This window comes from Bradyrhizobium sp. 2S1, assembly GCF_011516625.5.
Taxonomy (GTDB): domain Bacteria; phylum Pseudomonadota; class Alphaproteobacteria; order Rhizobiales; family Xanthobacteraceae; genus Bradyrhizobium; species Bradyrhizobium septentrionale.
In genome coordinates this window covers 6,506,689-6,523,662 of the sequence record NZ_CP147717.1, presented here as the reverse complement: position 1 = coordinate 6,523,662, position 16,974 = coordinate 6,506,689, and the positions used below count along the sequence as shown (strand labels likewise).

General features: G+C 63.7%; 12 protein-coding genes. 11 read left to right on the top strand and 1 reads right to left on the bottom strand.

Annotated features, from left to right (window positions below; translation table 11 throughout):
- Nucleotides 1-264: 264 nt before the first annotated feature.
- From HAP54_RS30645 to HAP54_RS30615, 6 genes are all read left to right on the top strand, one after another.
- Complete coding sequence (locus tag HAP54_RS30645) at nt 265-891, top strand: DUF3604 domain-containing protein (RefSeq protein ID WP_166293852.1); 627 nt, start codon at nt 265-267, stop codon at nt 889-891.
- Nucleotides 888-1,886 carry a formylglycine-generating enzyme family protein gene (locus HAP54_RS30640; RefSeq protein ID WP_166293850.1) on the top strand — a complete coding sequence of 333 codons (999 nt, stop codon included), beginning with the start codon at nt 888-890 and terminating at the stop codon, nt 1,884-1,886. The genes HAP54_RS30645 and HAP54_RS30640 overlap by 4 nt, the downstream gene beginning before the upstream one ends.
- Nucleotides 1,876-4,392: an arylsulfatase gene (locus HAP54_RS30635; RefSeq protein WP_166293848.1), complete on the top strand. Its 2,517-nt coding sequence runs from the start codon at nt 1,876-1,878 to the stop codon at nt 4,390-4,392. Before HAP54_RS30640 ends, HAP54_RS30635 begins: the two co-directional genes overlap by 11 nt.
- Nucleotides 4,393-4,747: 355 nt before the next feature.
- Entirely contained in the window at nt 4,748-5,182 is a 435-nt protein-coding gene (locus HAP54_RS30625) for a DUF2721 domain-containing protein (RefSeq protein ID WP_166293846.1), read from the top strand.
- 775 nt (nt 5,183-5,957) lie between these two features.
- Nucleotides 5,958-7,331 (top strand): cation-efflux pump, encoded by a 1,374-nt coding sequence (locus HAP54_RS30620; protein ID WP_166293844.1) that lies wholly within the window; start codon nt 5,958-5,960, stop codon nt 7,329-7,331.
- Nucleotides 7,332-7,524: 193 nt separating this feature from the next.
- The gene (locus HAP54_RS30615) at nt 7,525-9,846 is read left to right on the top strand and encodes a PAS domain-containing sensor histidine kinase (RefSeq protein WP_166293843.1); all 2,322 of its coding nucleotides are present in this window, start codon (nt 7,525-7,527) and stop codon (nt 9,844-9,846) included.
- Between the two features lie 5 nt (nt 9,847-9,851).
- On the opposite strand, the gene HAP54_RS30610 is transcribed toward HAP54_RS30615, so the two are convergent.
- Nucleotides 9,852-10,748, bottom strand: a complete 897-nt coding sequence (locus tag HAP54_RS30610) for a LysR family transcriptional regulator (RefSeq protein ID WP_166293841.1) — start codon at nt 10,746-10,748, stop codon at nt 9,852-9,854.
- Between the two features lie 245 nt (nt 10,749-10,993).
- Here HAP54_RS30610 and HAP54_RS30605 point away from each other — a divergent pair, with 245 nt between their 5' ends.
- The 5 genes from HAP54_RS30605 to HAP54_RS30585 are packed head-to-tail and all read left to right on the top strand — an operon-like array spanning nt 10,994 to nt 16,957.
- Nucleotides 10,994-11,470 (top strand): formate dehydrogenase subunit gamma, encoded by a 477-nt coding sequence (locus tag HAP54_RS30605; RefSeq protein WP_166293839.1) that lies wholly within the window; start codon nt 10,994-10,996, stop codon nt 11,468-11,470.
- Nucleotides 11,467-13,023: a formate dehydrogenase beta subunit gene (locus HAP54_RS30600; protein ID WP_166293837.1), complete on the top strand. Its 1,557-nt coding sequence runs from the start codon at nt 11,467-11,469 to the stop codon at nt 13,021-13,023. Before HAP54_RS30605 ends, HAP54_RS30600 begins: the two co-directional genes overlap by 4 nt.
- Nucleotides 13,024-13,036: 13 nt before the next feature.
- The gene (fdhF, locus tag HAP54_RS30595; protein WP_166293835.1) at nt 13,037-15,913 is read left to right on the top strand and encodes a formate dehydrogenase subunit alpha; all 2,877 of its coding nucleotides are present in this window, start codon (nt 13,037-13,039) and stop codon (nt 15,911-15,913) included.
- 2 nt (nt 15,914-15,915) lie between these two features.
- Nucleotides 15,916-16,752 (top strand): formate dehydrogenase accessory sulfurtransferase FdhD, encoded by an 837-nt coding sequence (gene fdhD, locus HAP54_RS30590; protein ID WP_166293833.1) that lies wholly within the window; start codon nt 15,916-15,918, stop codon nt 16,750-16,752.
- Nucleotides 16,736-16,957 carry a formate dehydrogenase subunit delta gene (locus HAP54_RS30585; protein ID WP_166293831.1) on the top strand — a complete coding sequence of 74 codons (222 nt, stop codon included), beginning with the start codon at nt 16,736-16,738 and terminating at the stop codon, nt 16,955-16,957. The genes fdhD and HAP54_RS30585 overlap by 17 nt, the downstream gene beginning before the upstream one ends.
- Nucleotides 16,958-16,974 lie beyond the last annotated feature (17 nt).

Below are 16,974 nucleotides of genomic sequence, written 5' to 3'. Positions count from 1 at the left end.
GTTTGTGCCAACGTTGACGACATGTGAAATCATCAGCAAATTAGCACGATCGCAAGCCAGCAGCAGCGCTGCGTGGCTGGTCTTTGAGTTTTGTGCTAAGCTTCACGCTCGTGGAAGTAGTCAAGGTCTCCTCTGCCAATTGTCTTAATTGCATCTAATTCCAAAGATCCCGCTTCTATCTTCGCGTCGTGCGCCATGAGATGGAATGCCGGCCGCGGCGATCCATCGCTTTAGAATTCAATTGAGCTGACAGGGAGCGCCGACATGAACCGCAGTGGCCGGATTGCGTCGTTGGGTAGCGCAGCTATCGCTTTCGTGTCGCCGGCGAGGGCGCAAAGCGCGGCCAATCCCGAGCGCATCGCCTATTTCGGCCAAACGCATCAGCACACAAGCCGGTCGCTGGACGCGTACATCATCGGCAATACCCTGGCCGGGCCGGACGACGCCTACAAATATTCGATGGGCGAGCCGATCAAGCACCCGGCGGCAAACTACATGATGAAGATCACTCGTCCGCTCGATTTCCAGGGCGTGACCGATCACTCCGAATATGCCGGCATGCTGAGGCTGGCGAACGACCCAACCTCTCCCATCAGCAAGCTTCCGATCGCCGCGAAGCTCAAGGCGAAGACGCCGGAAGAAGTCAACAAGGTCTTCCAGTTCCTTGCGCGCTCCATTGCCAAGCAGCAGCGGCTCAAGGAGCTGACCGACCCGAAGGTCGCCGGGTCGGTCTGGTCGCAGAACAATGCCATCGCCGACAAGTACTATAAGCCGGGAAAGTTCACGACGTTCTGCTCGTATGAGTGGACCTCGATGCCGAACAATCAGAACATGCATCGCAACGTCTTCTTGTGGGATGTCCTTCGGCAGCGTCTTCGGAGGCCGTCATGACACTCGCCGATGCGACCTCGTCGTCGAGCCGCGAACAACTGCCAGAGCATGGGGCCGATGCTGGCATGCTCTACGTTCCGGGCGGCACGTTCCGCATGGGTTCGGATCGACACTATCCCGAGGAAGCGCCCGTCCATCGCGTGACCGTCAACGGCTTCTGGATGGACCGTACGCCGGTGACCAATCGGCAATTCCGACAGTTCGTTGAAGCGACGGGTCATGTCACTTTTGCCGAAACAGCCCCGGACCCGAAGGACTATCCGGGCGCGCTGCCACATATGCTCAAAGCGGGTTCTCTCGCCTTTGCGCCGCCCAAACGGCGCGTCGATCTGTCCCACTGGGGCGAGTGGTGGACGTTCAAGTTTGGCGCCAACTGGCGGCGACCTTACGGACCCGGCAGCTCGATCCGCGGACTGGACGAGCACCCGGTCGTGCATGTGGCCTTTAGGGACGCCGAGGCTTTTGCCAAGTGGGCGGGCAAGGATCTACCGACCGAGGCGGAGTGGGAATTCGCGGCACGCGGCGGCCTCGAAGACGCCGAGTACGCCTGGGGCGACGAGCTCACGCCCAGCGGGCGTCAGATGTCCAACACCTGGCAGGGCGAGTTTCCGAACGAGAATCTGGCGACCGACGGCTATGAGCGGACATCGCCGGTCACCGCGTTTCCGCCGAACGGCCATGGCCTCTACGACAAAATCGGCAACGTCTGGGAATGGACGCTCGATTGGTACGCGGCCAAGCATGAGGCCGATGCACCGAAAGCCTGCTGTATCCCGGAAAACCCGCGCGGCGGTCGCGAAGACCAGAGCTACGACCCGTGCGCGCCCAACATCAAGATTCCACGCAAGGTGCTCAAAGGTGGATCGGATCTGTGCGCGCCCAATTATTGCCGCCGCTACCGGCCGGCGGCGCGCCATCCCGAACCGGTCGACACATCGGCCAGTCACGTTGGGTTCCGTTGCATCAAGCGAGAGGAGAAATCCCATGATCGATGAACAAGCCAGGCCTCGACTGAAGCAAAGGCTGTTGTTGGCCACCGGTCTTGCGACCTTGCTCGTCACCTTGCCGGGCCTGCTTGCTGCGCCGGCGGCGGCCCAACAAATCACGGGCACGCCGGGTACGCCCAGCGCCACGATGACACTTGATGGCAAGCAGCTTCCGGCCGAGCCTCCGAAGTTCGGCGGCGATATCAAGGAAACCGCGAAAGACTCCAAGCCCTACTGGCCACCGTCCGTCGTGCCGCCCAAAGGCGCACCAAACGTGTTGCTGATCATGACCGATGATCAAGGTTATGGCGTGACCGGCACCTTCGGTGGCGTCATCCCAACCCCGAACATGGATCGTATCGCGAAGGCAGGATTGCGTTATACGCAGTTTCACTCGACCGCGCTTTGCTCGCCTACGCGCGCAGCGCTGATCACCGGCCGCAACCACCATTCCGTCGGGTTCGGCGTGATCGATGAATTGTCCACTGGCTACCCTGGCTACGATTCCGTCATTGGTCCGGAGAGTGCGACGATCGGGACCATTCTGCGAGATAACGGATTTGCCACCTCATGGTTCGGCAAGAACCATAATACCCCGACCTATCTGTACAGCGCCGCTGGTCCATTCGACCAGTGGCCGGTTGGAATGGGATTTCAATACTTCTACGGATTCATGGGCGGCGAGACCGACCAGTGGACACCTTATCTTTATAAGAACACGACCCAGATTTTTCCGTGGATCGGCAAGTCCGGCTACAACCTCACCACCGATATGGCGGACGAAGCCATCAACTATATGAACAGCCTGAACGCAGCCGCACCCGACAAGCCGTTCTTCCTCTACTACGTGCCCGGCGGCACGCATTCGCCGCATCAGCCCAAGAAGGAATGGATCGACAAGTTCAAGGGCAAGTTCGACATGGGCTGGGAGAAGCTGCGCGAGCAAATCTTCGCCAACCAGAAGAAGCTCGGGGTGATCCCCGCGAACACCCAGCTCACTGCCTGGCCTGATACCCTCCCGAAGTGGGACTCGCTCTCGTTGATCCAAAAGAAGCTCTACGCGCGGGAGGCCGAGGTGTTTGCCGGCTACGCGGCCTATACCGACAATGAAATCGGCCGCGTCATCCAGGCGGTGGAGGACATGGGCAAGCTCGACAACACGCTGATCATCTATATCAGCGGCGACAACGGCACCAGCGCAGAAGGCACGCTCGAGGGCACCCCGAACCAGATGACCGCCTACAACGGCGTGCTGAAGCTTCCCGAAGCCGAGCTGATGCTGCACTATGAGAATTGGGGCTCCGACAAAACCTATCCGCATATGTCGGTAGCCTGGTCGTGGGCGTTCGATACCCCGTTCAAGTGGACCAAGCAGGTGGCATCGCACTTCGGCGGGACCCGGCAAGGCATGGTCATCTCTTGGCCCGGTCACATCAAGGACGTCGGCGGCATTCGCTCCCAGTTCCACCACATCATCGATATCGTGCCGACGATCCTGGAGGCCACGGGTATCCCGGCGCCTGCGACGGTGAATGGAATTGCGCAAAAGCCGATCGAGGGTGTGAGCATGGCCTATACGTTCGACCGGACTAACGCCAACGCACCATCAAAGCGCGACACGCAGTATTTCGAGATGTTCGCCAACCGCGGCATCTACCACGATGGCTGGTATGCGTGCACGACACCGCCCGAAGCACCTTGGCTTATGGGCACGGCAAAGATGCCGGACATCAACGAATACAAGTGGGAACTCTACAACATCGCCGAGGACTTCTCGCAAAACAACGACGTCGCAGCCAAGAATCCTGACAAACTGCGAGAGCTGAAGGAATTGTTCCTGGCTGAGGCGGCAAAGTACCAGGTCCTGCCGCTCGACAATTCCGTCTTGCCGCGCCTCGTGACGCCGCGGCCGAGCGCGACCGCTGGACGAACTGAATTCATATACAAGGGAGCGACCCCCGGCATTCCCGCCGAGAATGCGCCCAACATCATGAACAAGGACTACAAGATCACCGCCGAGATAACGGTCCCGCCCGGCGGGGCTGAGGGAATGATCGCCACTCTCGGCGGCAGGTTCAGCGGCTATGGCCTCTATTTGCTGAAGGGTAAGCCGGTCTTCGTCTACAACATGCTGGATTTGAAACGATACCGCTGGGAAGCCGGCGTGGGCGCGCGCGACTGGTTGGGCTCTGCGCTCAAGCCGGGCGAGCATACCATCGTGTTCGATTTCAAATATGATGGACCCGGCCCGGCCAAGGGTGGCACCGGAGTGCTCTCGGTGGACGGCAAGGAGTACGCCCGCCGGTCGATCCCGCACTCGATTGGGTTCCTGATGGCCATCGACGAATCCTTCGACGTCGGCGTCGATAGCCGCACCGGGGTGGATGACAGCTACAAGCTGCCGTTCGAGTTCACCGGGAAGATCGACAAGCTGACTTTCAAGCTCGGGCCGACGCAGTTGACGAGCAGCGAACGGAAGTCGATGCGGCACGCGCTTGAACGAGCGAGGGACTAGCCCGAATACGCTCTGATTTGCGGACATCCTCCACAGGATGTTTTCGGAAATGCTGATTGGAGTGAATAGCAGGCGATTTTTCGCGACTTTGGCGCAACAGTCGCGATGGAATTTCGATTTGGATCGCTTCGTATAGCGATCGCTTGCGACGAGGCGTTCAATCTAGGTCAAGCTCGGGTTGATCACTGTGATCTCAGGGACATGCAGGGATACCTCAATCCGAAGGGCTATGGTGAATTCGACGCCGTCAACCGACCGTCGGGATGGAATACGTGGCTGACGTTCTCGATCTCGCCAATGGCATCCACCAGCACAGTCACGCCAACGTGTCGAATGGTGACGAGGTAAGGTTTCCATGCTGCCAGATACACCGACCGTCAGCCAGCTCTCGCATGTGATCTCGCAATCGGCAGCGCCCGCTTTTCTGCTGGGAGCAATTGCGGCATTTATTGCGATCCTGATCTCGCGACTGAACAGGATCATAGACAGAACGATCGTGTTGAACGGGATATCGGAAGTCAACACCACCAAAGTTCGGCTCAGGGCCGATCTTCCCCGCCTGATGCGGCGCACCGCAATGTTGAACCGCGCAATCTTCTGGGCTGTCATCAGCAGTATAACGATAGCGGTGCTTGTGATCGTCGCATTCGTGAGTGCGTTCTTTGCAATTCAGCACGAGCGCGGGGTTGCCATCCTGTTCATCGCTTCCCTCGCCGCCTTCACTGTATCGCTGGTTGATTTTGCCCGCGAGGTGCGAATTGCTTTGAGCGAGTTCGATCACTATGCCTGACGTTGGCTTCGAGTTTACTGAAGTCGGCCATGGGTCAAAGACAGAAGTCGGTTCCCCTGAGGGGCATATCCCCTTTCGTACCTGGGAGTGGCCCTTGGCGCTCCACTCCGGCATGACTGTCAGGGTGCCCTCCTCATTCTGCCCGACGGGCAACTCAGCCAAACCTGTCAATCCCCCGCAGTAAAGATATTTCGGTTTATCGGAATGGCAACTCGGTGTATGGTTCGCCCGTCTCACCCGATCGAGGGGCGCTTCGCGATCGTCACGGGTGTTGCGGTGAGATGCGGTGGCCGCCGCATGTGTGACTGACGAGCATGCATGAGGCGGACGGTGAAGTCGTGTGGTCCTGACGCCCCAGTGGCAGGTGTCCTCTCGCAAAATGCGCAAGCGTTCTTGCGAAAGCGGTGACAAGCAAGCCCGGTCTCGCCGGGGAGAGCACGAAATAAGCCGTCAACCCATCGCGCAGGGAATGCCGGAGTGTCTCCCGCTGAACCTGTATGCTCGTGTGCGCTTTTGTTTCTACCTTTGCACACGGGACCGCGGGTGCAGCGCGCACCCGGCATTCCCTGCGCCCTCTTGTTTCCAGGGCGAACGATTTGGCAAAGCTCGGGCGAAACACGCCGCGAGAACGTGGATCCGCATCTCGGGCAAACGATGAGTCAAACTGCTTCCGACTTCAGAACAATTCGCAACAATCCTGCTCCTGCAAGTGAGTTGCGATTGCGAGATATCGACGACACTTGATGTTCACAGATTGGCTGCTAAACCGCCGCCCATGAGCGCACCCAGTACCAAGACATCCGTCGCCGCGATCTCGATCCTTGCCAGTGGCACCATGGCCCTGGCAAAGTTCGTCGTCGGCATTGCCATCGGATCGCTGGCGCTGATCTCCGAGGCGCTGCACTCGACGATCGACCTGGTCGCCACCATCATCACCTGGGCGGTGGTGCGGGTATCGGACCAGCCGGCCGACGCCGAGCATCATTACGGCCACGGCAAGTTCGAGAGCGTGTCGGCGCTCTTCATCATCGCCCTGCTCTACGTGCTGGCCGGCGGCATCCTGGTCCAGGCCTACAGCCATCTGCGCGAGGGCGCGCCGCCGCCGTCGATCTCGGCTGTCCCCTTCATCGTCCTGGTCATCGATATCGGCGTCAATCTGTGGCGCGCCCGCGCGCTGCACCGCGCCGCGCGCGACACCAAGAGCCAGGCGCTGGCCGCCGACGCGCTGCATTTCGCCTCCGACGTGATGGGCTCGACCGCCGTCATCGTCGGCCTGGTGCTGGCGGGCTTCGGCTTCTGGTGGGGCGACGCCGCGGCCGCGATCGCGGTCGCCGTGATGATCGCCCTGTTGGGCCTGCGCATGGCGCGGGAGACGGTCGAGACCCTGCTCGACCGCGCGCCCGAAGGCGCGCTGGAAAAGGCGACGACCGCCATCAAGGCGGTGCCTGGCGTCGTCGACGTCGATCGCCTGCGGGTCCGCATGGTCGGCGCCACCCATTTCATCGATGCCATCGCCAAGGTGCCGCGCACCTATCCGATCGACCGCGTCGAGGACATCAAGCGCAGGGCGCAGCAGGCGATGACCAAGGCGTTCGGCGACGCCGACCTCACCTTCACCGCGGTGCCGGTGGCGCGCGACAATGAGAGCGTGCGCGAGCGCATCATGGTGATCGCGCGCAATTCCGGCCTCGCCATCCATCATGTCACCGTGCACAATATCGGCGGCAGGCTGATCGTCGGCATCGACCTCGAAGTCGACAGCGACATGACGCTGGTCGCCGCGCACGACATCGCCCACGGGCTCGAGCGCGCGATCCGCGAGGATTTTGGCGAGGACGTCGAGGTCGACACCCATATCGAGCCGCTCGAGCCGGAGCTGCCGTGGGGAACCGACGCCGCACCAGACCGCGTCGAGGTCATCAGGACCGCGTTGACTGGATATGCAGCTGGCGGCGCGATCCATGACATCCACAATGTGCGGGTCCGCAACACCGACGCCGGCGAGATCGTCAACTTCCATTGCCGCGCCGCGCCCGCGATGAGTGTGATCAAGGTGCACGAAAGCGTCGACGAGATCGAACGCAAATTGCGCCGCGCGTTCCCCACCGTGAAGCGTGTGATCAGTCACGCAGAACCGGCGCGCGCGTAATTCTACGGAGCCGTTCCCGTTTCGGACTCACTTTGCGCCAACCGATTCTGTCTTGGACAAGAATTTTTTCGCATTAACGAATCGTTGACTCTCGACAGTCCGGGAAATCTGGATTCAAATCATCATGATTCGGATGCCTCGTGGGGAGCATCCGAACCGGGTAAAAAATCAGCTTAGAGCGGGGGTCTAGGGCATGGCGCGCGCGCATGCAGCGAACGCGTGCGTCCAATCCGATTCGATCAAAGGATTGGCGCAATCGATCGCAAAACCGGCCTATCACAGGCTCTTGACGGCCGAGCCTGCACTGCGCCGCGCTGTGCCTACCCTGATCATCGCCTTCCTCATCACCATCTGCCTCGGCGCCTTCGTCCAGGTGATCGACCAGACCCGGCAGAAGCGCGGCGCGATGAAACGCGACCTCGCCGCGCTGTCGGACATCCTCGCCGAACGTCTCGATCGACTGACCTCGGTGCGCCGCGAGCGGCTCGTCAACATCGAGCGGATGCAGGAGCTGCTGCCGGACCTGATTCCGTCCTGGGGCATCGCCTACGGCCGCCACGTCATCATCACCGGCGCCGATCACCGCGTGCTGGCGCGCGTGCCGATCGATAGCGCCGGCGAGAACGACCGCATCCTCGACATCGTCTCCACCGCGCAGTTGATGATCGCGCCGGGCCAGCAGGGTACGGTCAATGACATGACGTTGCCGGGCGGTACCGGCGCGCTCGCGATCTCGCAGCTCGTCAAGTCGCTGCCCGGCCAGGTCGTCGTCATCCAGGAGATGAACGAGCCGATCTGGGGATCGGACGCAGCGCTCTCGATAACGTTGTCGGCGACCACGAGCTTCGTGGTGCTGATCCTCGGCTTCGCCTTCCACTGGCAATCGACCCGCGCCCGCGAGGGCGATCTGATCAACGACGCCGTGCGCGGCCGGATCGACACCGCGCTCAATCGCGGCCGCTGCGGATTGTGGGACTGGGACCTGTCGCGCGGCAGGATCTTCTGGTCGCAGTCGATGTTCACCCTGCTCGGGCTCGACACCCGCAACGATCTCCTCACCTTCGGCGAAGTCAACGCGCTGGTGAATTCCGACGACATCAACCTGTTCGACATCGCCGAGCAGCTGATCTCGGGCAAGATCGATCACATCGACCAGAGCTTCCGCATGCGGCATGTCGGCGGCCACTGGATTTGGCTGCGCGTGCGCTGCGAGCTCAGCCACGCCGCGGCGGACAGCGGCCTGCATCTGATCGGCATCGCCATCGACGTCACCGAGCAGAAGAGCCTCGCGGAGAAGTCGGTCGAAGCCGACTTGCGGCTGCGCGACGCGATCGAGACCATCCCGGAGGCCTTCGTGCTCTGGGACGCCGAGGACCGCCTCGTGCTCTGCAACTCGCACTTCCAGCGGCTGCACAAGCTGCCGGACTCCGCCGTCAGCCCCGGCACCTCCTACGAGACCGTGATCGAGGTCGGCAGCATGCCCGAGGTGCGCACCCGGCTGCACGAGAGCGGCGTGCCGGCGCCCGGCGCGCGCACCTTCGAGGCCCAGCTCGACGACGGCAGCTGGCTGCACATCAGCGAACGCCGCACCAAGGACGGCGGCTACGTCTCGGTCGGCACCGACATCACCCGGATCAAGGCGCACGAGCAGAAGCTGGTCGACAACGATCTGCGCCTGCGCGCCACCGTGATCGACCTGCAGCGCTCGCAATCCGAGCTGGAGCGGCAGGCGGTCGAGCTCGCTGACCTCGCGGAGAAATATTCGCAGGAAAAGACCCGCGCCGAGGACGCCAACGCCGCGAAGTCGAAGTTCCTCGCCAATATGAGCCATGAGCTGCGCACGCCACTCAACGCCATCATCGGCTTCTCCGAGATCATGGGCAGCGGACTGTTCGGCACGCTCGGCTCGGACAAATACCAGGAATACTGCCACGACATCCTGACATCGGGGAAATACCTGCTCGAGGTCATCAATGACATCCTCGACATGTCGAGGATCGAGGCCGGCCGCATGAAGTTCGACATGGAGCCGCTCGACCTCTCCGGCATCCTCGCGGAATCCCTGCGGGTGGTCTCCGGCCGCGCCGAGCACAAGGGACTGTCGCTGGAATCCGATATCGAAAGCACGATCTCGGTGGTCGCCGACCGTCGCGCGGTCAAGCAGATCATCGTCAACCTGCTCTCCAACGCGGTGAAGTTCACGCCGGATCACGGCCGCGTGCTGGTGCGCGGCCAGATGCTGGACGACTCGATCGTGCTCCTGATCGCCGACAGCGGCATCGGCATCGCGCCGGAATCGCTGCGCCGGCTCGGCAAGCCGTTCGAGCAGGTCGAGAGCCAGCTCACCAAGAGCTACCAGGGCTCGGGCCTCGGGCTTGCGATCGCGCGCTCGCTCACCAACCTGCACGGCGGCTCGATGAAGCTGCGCTCCAAGCTCGGCGTCGGCACCGTCGTCCGTATCACACTGCCGCGCGATCCGCGCACCCTGCAGAGCAAGCTGCCGGAAGCGGCGTAGCTGCGCTACGACGTCTCCAGTGTCGGCGCGACCTCGCGCGCGACCTGCACCAGGGCGGCGATCAAGGGCGTCATCGGATCGCGCTGCGGGATCACCAGGCCGATGCTGTAGTCCACCACCGGATCGACGATCGGAATGCTGCGCACGGCATCCGCAAGGCCGAGCGTCTCGGCGAGCTTGGCCGGCATCACGCTGGCCCAGCGCCCGGTCTTCACATGGGTGTACAACACCAGCAACGAATTCGAGGTCAGCGTCGGCGTCGCCTCCGCGCCGACCGAGGTCAGCGCACGGTCGATGATGCGGCGGTTCTGCATGTCGGGCGTCAGCAGGCAGAGCGGCACGGTGCCGACTTCCTTCCACGTCACCTGCTTGCGGTCACCGAACATCGCGTCGGGCGCCGTCAGCAGCCGATAGCTCTCGTTATAGAGCGGGATGGTGCGAACCTTGCCGATCGGCTCGTTCTCGATATAGGTCAGCCCAGCATCGACCTCGAGATTTTCCAAGAGGCCGAGCACGTCGGCCGACGTGCAGGACTGGATGCGGAAACGCACATCGGGATGGCGCGCCCGGAACGGCGTGGTGAGCGCGGCCACCATGCCGAGCACGGTCGGGATCGCCGCGATCCGGATCTCGCCCGACAGCTTGTCCTTGAGGCTGTTGATCTCCTGCTTCATCGCCCGGGTATCGCCGACGATGCGCCGGGCCCAGTCGAGCGTCCGCTCCCCCTCAGGGGTGAAACCCTGGAAGCGAGAGCCGCGCTGCACCAGCATCACGCCGAGGATTTCCTCGAGCTGCTTGAGGCTGGTCGACATGGTCGGCTGGGTGACCCCGCAGGCCTCCGCGGCCCGGCCAAAATGCCGCTCCTTGGCCAGTGCCAACAGAAGTTCCAGCTTGTCGATCAAGGATTAAACCCCATCGGAAAAACGGTGTCCCAACACTGCCACACGTACCACGACCGCCGCGCGATCCCCAATCCCAATACGCGATGGAAGTGCGTGATTCCAGACCATTATTGCGATCCCAAATCGTCCAATTGCGCAACGCTATTAATCGCATTTCGCAATCGCCGCATGAGACAGCTTTATTGATGTTTCGAAGGATTCCAATGCAGATGTGCAAAGCAAAAAACTGATCGTGAGAAGCGCGAATGACGGTGGGATACGAACCCTGGGACGCGGCGCGCGGCGCTGAAATCATCGCCGAGCACGCCAAGCTCGAAGGCGCCACGCTGGTGATCCTGCACGCGCTGCAGGAGGCGTTCGGCTACGTGCCGGAGCCGGCGATCCCGATGGTTGCCGAAGCGCTGAATCTGTCCCGCGCCGAGGTGCACGGCGTGTTCACCTTCTACCACGACTTCCGCAAGCAACCGGCCGGACGCCACGTCCTGAAGCTCTGCCGGGCCGAGGCCTGCCAGGCTGCCGGCGGCGATGCGCTGGCGGCGCGCGCGGAGGCCAAGCTCGGCGTTTCGCTGGGACATACCACGGCGGACGAGCGCGTGACGCTGGAGCCGATCTACTGCCTCGGGCTGTGCGCCACCGCGCCGTCGGCGATGCTGGATGGCCGCGTGGTCGGCCGGCTCGATGAGGCGCGAATCGACGCGCTGGCCGCGGAGGCACAGCGATGACGATGCGAATCTACATCCCTCGCGATGCCGCGGCGGTCGCCGTCGGCGCCGACGATGTCGCCCTCGCCTTCGAGCAGGCTGCCACCGCGCGTGGCGCAACGGTCGAGATCGTCAGGACCGGCTCGCGCGGGCTGTGCTGGCTGGAGCCGATGGTCGAGCTTGCGACCGCCCAGGGCCGCGTCGCGTTCGGCCCGGTGACCACGTCTGACGTCCCTGCCCTGCTCGATGCGATGGCCGGCAACGGCCAGCATGTGCTGCGGCTTGGTGTCGCGGACGAGATTCCCTGGCTGAAGCGCCAGACCCGCCTGACCTTCGTGCGCTGCGGCGTGGTCGATCCGCGCTCGGTCGACGACTACCGCGCCCATGGCGGCTACAAGGGCCTGGAGCGGGCGCTGACGCTGACCTCCGACCAGATCCTGGCCGACGTCACCACCTCGGGCCTGCGCGGCCGCGGCGGCGCCGGCTTCCCCACCGGCATCAAGTGGAAGACGGTGGCGCAGGCCAACGCCGACCGCAAATACATCGTCTGCAACGCCGACGAAGGCGACAGCGGCACCTTCGCCGACCGCATGATCATGGAGGGCGACCCCTTCGTCGTGATCGAGGGCATGACGATCGCGGGCATCACGGTCGGCGCCACCAAAGGCTACATCTACATCCGCTCGGAATATCCGCATGCGGTCGCGGCGATGAACGCGGCGATCGCAGCCGCCCGGCGCGCCGGCTTGCTCGGCAAGCGCATCGGCGGCTCGGTGCATGAGTTCGATCTCGAGGTGCGGGTCGGCGCCGGCGCCTATGTCTGCGGCGAAGAGACTTCGCTGTTGGAAAGCCTCGAGGGCCGCCGCGGCATCGTGCGGGCGAAGCCGCCGCTGCCCGCGCATAAGGGCCTGTTCGGCCGCCCGAGCGTGATCAACAACGTGCTGTCGTTCGCGGCGATCCCCTTCATCCTCGACAACGGCGCCAAGGCCTACGCCGATTTCGGCATGGGCCGCTCGCGCGGCACGATGCCGATCCAGCTCGCCGGCAACATCAGATATGGCGGGCTGTTCGAGACCGCGTTCGGCGTCACGCTCGGCGAGCTCGTCGACGAGATCGGCGGCGGCACATTCACCGGACGCGAGGTGCGCGCGGTGCAGGTCGGCGGTCCGCTCGGCGCCTACTTCCCCCGCGCGCTGTTCGACACGCCGTTCGACTATGAGGCATTTGCGGCGCGCGACGGCCTGATCGGCCATGGCGGCATCGTGGTGTTCGACGACAGCGTCGACATGGCCAAGCAGGCGCGCTTCGCGATGGAGTTCTGCGCGGTCGAATCCTGCGGCAAGTGCACGCCGTGCCGGATCGGCTCGACCCGCGGCGTCGAGACCATCAACAAGATCATCAACGGCGAGCGCGTCACCGAGAACCTCGCGGTGGTCGAAGACCTCTGCAACACCATGAAATTCGGCTCGCTCTGCGCACTCGGCGGCTTCACGCCCTACCCCGTGCTGAGCGCATTGAAACATTTCCGGGAAGATTTTGGCCCGGCACCGGCCCGGCTGCAGGCCGCGGAATAGCAAGGAGATCACGATGTCGCTGATCCAGGAAACCGATTTCGGTACGCCAAAATCCAAATCCGAGACGATGGTCACGCTGACCATCGACGGCAATCAGGTCACGGTGCCCGAGGGCACCTCGATCATGCGCGCGGCGATGGAAGCCGGCACCCAGATTCCAAAGCTCTGCGCGACCGACATGGTCGACGCGTTCGGCTCCTGCCGGCTCTGCCTGATCGAGATCGAAGGGCGCGCCGGCACGCCGGCCTCCTGCACCACGCCGGCGATGAACGGCCTCGTCGTGCACACCCAGAGCGAGCGGCTGAAGAAGCTGCGCAAGGGCGTGATGGAGCTCTACATCTCCGACCATCCGCTGGACTGCCTGACCTGCGCAGCGAACGGCGACTGCGAATTGCAGGACATGGCGGGCGCCGTCGGCCTGCGCGACGTGCGCTACGGCTATGAGGGCGAGAACCACGTGTTCGCCAAATCGCACGGCTGCGAAAACGACAACTGGATGCCGAAGGACGAATCCAATCCGTACTTCACCTACGATCCGTCGAAGTGCATCGTCTGCTCGCGCTGCGTCCGCGCCTGCGAGGAGGTGCAAGGCACCTTCGCGCTGACGATCTCCGGCCGCGGCTTCGACAGCCGCGTCTCGCCCGGCATGGGCGAGAGCTTCCTCGGCTCCGAATGCGTGTCCTGCGGCGCCTGCGTGCAGGCGTGCCCGACCGCGACGCTGACCGAGAGATCCGTGATCGAGATCGGCCAGCCCGAACGCTCGGTCGTCACCACCTGCGCCTATTGCGGCGTCGGCTGCGCCTTCAAGGCCGAGATGCGCGGCGAGGAAGTGGTGCGCATGGTGCCGTGGAAGGACGGCAAGGCCAACCGCGGCCATTCCTGCGTCAAGGGCCGCTTCGCCTGGGGCTACACCACCCACAAGGAGCGCATCCTGAAGCCGATGATCCGCGAACGGATCGAGGATCCCTGGCAGGAAGTGTCGTGGGACGAGGCGTTCAACTTCGCCGCCGCGAAGTTCAAGGGCATCCAGCAGAAATACGGCCGCGACTCGGTCGGCGGCATCACCTCGTCACGCTGCACCAATGAAGAGACCTACCTGGTGCAGAAGCTGATCCGTGGCGGCTTCGGCAACAACAATGTCGACACCTGCGCCCGCGTCTGCCATTCGCCGACCGGCTACGGCCTGTCGCAAACCTTCGGCACCTCGGCCGGCACGCAGGATTTCGACTCGGTGGAGGACACCGACGTCGTGATGATCATCGGCGCCAACCCGGCCTCCGCACACCCGGTGTTCGCCTCGCGGCTGAAGAAGCGGCTGCGCCAGGGCGCCAAGCTGATCGTGCTCGATCCGCGCCGCACCGAGATGGTGGAATCGCCGCATGTGAAGGCACTGCATCTGCCGCTGATGCCCGGCACCAACGTCGCGGTGGTCACGGCGCTCGCCCATGTCATCGTCACCGAAGGGCTCGTCAACGAGAGCTTCGTGCGCGAGCGCTGCGACTGGAGCGAGTTCGAGGAATGGGCGGCCTTCGTCGCCCAGGAGAAATACAGCCCCGAAGCGACCGCGATCATGACCGGCGTCGACCCGAAGGATCTGCGTGAGGCGGCGCGGATCTACGCCACCGGCGGCAACGGCGCGATCTATTACGGGCTCGGCGTCACCGAGCACAGCCAAGGCTCGACCACCGTGATCGCGATCGCCAACCTTGCGATGGTGACCGGCAATATCGGCCGGCCCGGCGTCGGCGTGAACCCGCTGCGCGGTCAGAACAACGTGCAGGGCTCCTGCGACATGGGCTCGTTCCCGCACGAGCTGCCGGGCTATCGCCATATCTCGGGCGACGCCGTGCGCGAGCAATTCGAGGCGATGTGGAACGTCAAGCTCAACAAGGAGCCGGGCCTGCGCATCCCCAACATGTTCGACGCTGCGATCGAAGGCAGCTTCATGGGCCTCTATGTGCAGGGCGAGGACATCCTGCAATCCGATCCGAACACCAAGCATGTGGTGGCGGCGCTGTCGGCGATGGAATGTGTGATCGTCCATGATCTGTTCCTGAACGAGACCGCGAACTACGCCCACGTCTTCCTGCCCGGCTCAACCTTCCTGGAAAAGGACGGTACCTTCACCAATGCCGAGCGCCGCATCCAACGGGTCCGCAAGGTGATGACGCCGCGCAACGGCTATGCCGACTGGGAAGTGACGATCCTGCTCGCCAAGGCGATGGGATTCGAGATGCACTACAACCATCCGTCGGAGATCATGGACGAGATCGCGGCGCTGACGCCGACCTTTACCGGCGTCTCCTACGCCAAGCTGGACGAGCTCGGCTCGGTGCAGTGGCCCTGCAACGAGAAGGCGCCGGAGGGCACGCCGATCATGCATATCGGCGGCTTCGTCCGCGGCAAGGGCAAGTTCATCGTCACCGAGTATGTCGCGACCGACGAACGCACCGGCCCGCGCTACCCGCTGCTGCTCACCACCGGCCGCATCCTCAGCCAGTACAATGTCGGCGCGCAGACCCGGCGCACCGAGAACGTGGTCTGGCACGCCGAGGATCGCCTCGAGATCCATCCGCACGATGCCGAGCTGCGCGGCGTGCGCGACGGCGACTGGGTCCGGCTGGCGAGCCGCGCCGGCGAGACGACGCTGCGCGCCGAGATCACCGACCGCGTGGCGCCGGGCGTGGTCTACACCACGTTCCACCACCCGGACACCCAAGCCAACGTCATCACGACCGACTTCTCCGACTGGGCGACCAACTGTCCGGAGTACAAGGTCACTGCCGTGCAGATCTCGCCGTCGAATGGTCCGTCCGACTGGCAGAAGGCCTATGACGAACAGGCACGCCACTCCCGCCGCATCGCGCCGGTGGTGGAAGCCGCGGAGTAGCGATGCGCGAGCCCGTCTACCAGGCGAACCGGAAGGTCTGGCGCAACGGCGTCTTCAGCGACGGCGCGCGCCTGATCCCGGAGGAGACGCCGCTCGCGCTGACCTATAATGGCGGCACCTACGCCGTGATGATGGGCTCGCCCGAGGACCTCGGCGACTTCGCTGTCGGCTTCAGCCTCAGCGAAGGCATCGTGCAATCGGCCGACGAGATCGAGACGCTCGACATCATCGAGCTCGATGACGGCATCGAGCTTCGGATGTGGCTCAAGCCTGACAAGGCCGCGCAGATCGCCCAGCGCCGCAGAAACATCGCCGGCCCGACCGGCTGCGGCCTCTGCGGCATCGATTCCATCGCCGAGGCCGTCCGGCCGGCGGCAGTCGTCCCCGCAGGCCGCGTCTTCTCGCCGCGCGAGATCATGACCGCGTTGGCGGCGGTCGCGCCGCTGCAGGAGATCAACCACCAGACCCGCGCCGTGCACGCCGCCGCGTTCTGGACCGCGACGCGCGGCATCGTCGCGCTGCGCGAGGATGCCGGCCGCCACAATGCGCTCGACAAGCTCGCCGGCGCGCTGGCCCGCGACAGGGTCGTCGCCAGCGATGGCATGGTGCTGCTGACCAGCCGCGTCTCGGTCGAAATGGTGCAGAAGACCGCTGCAATTGGTGCGCCGCTGATCGCAGCGGTATCGGCCCCGACCGCCTTTGCGGTGCGGATGGCGGGCGCCGCCGGCATCACGCTCGCCGCGATCGCGCGTGCGGATGGATTTGAAATCTTTACGCATCCGGAACGCGTCACCGGCGCGGTGGCCGGCAAGGAGTCCGCTTATGTCGTCGTCGCCTGAAAAACTGATCTACATGGCGAACCAGATCGGGAAGTTCTTCCACAGCCAGGGCCACGACCGCGCCGTACAGGGCATCTCCGAGCACATCTGGAAGTTCTGGGACCCGCGGATGCGCAAGCAGATCTTCGCCCATCTCGACGCCGGCGGCGCCGGCCTCGACCCTGACGTGCTCGACGCGCTGCAAAAGCTGAAACAGCAGGCGTAGCAGGCCGACGACGCTCG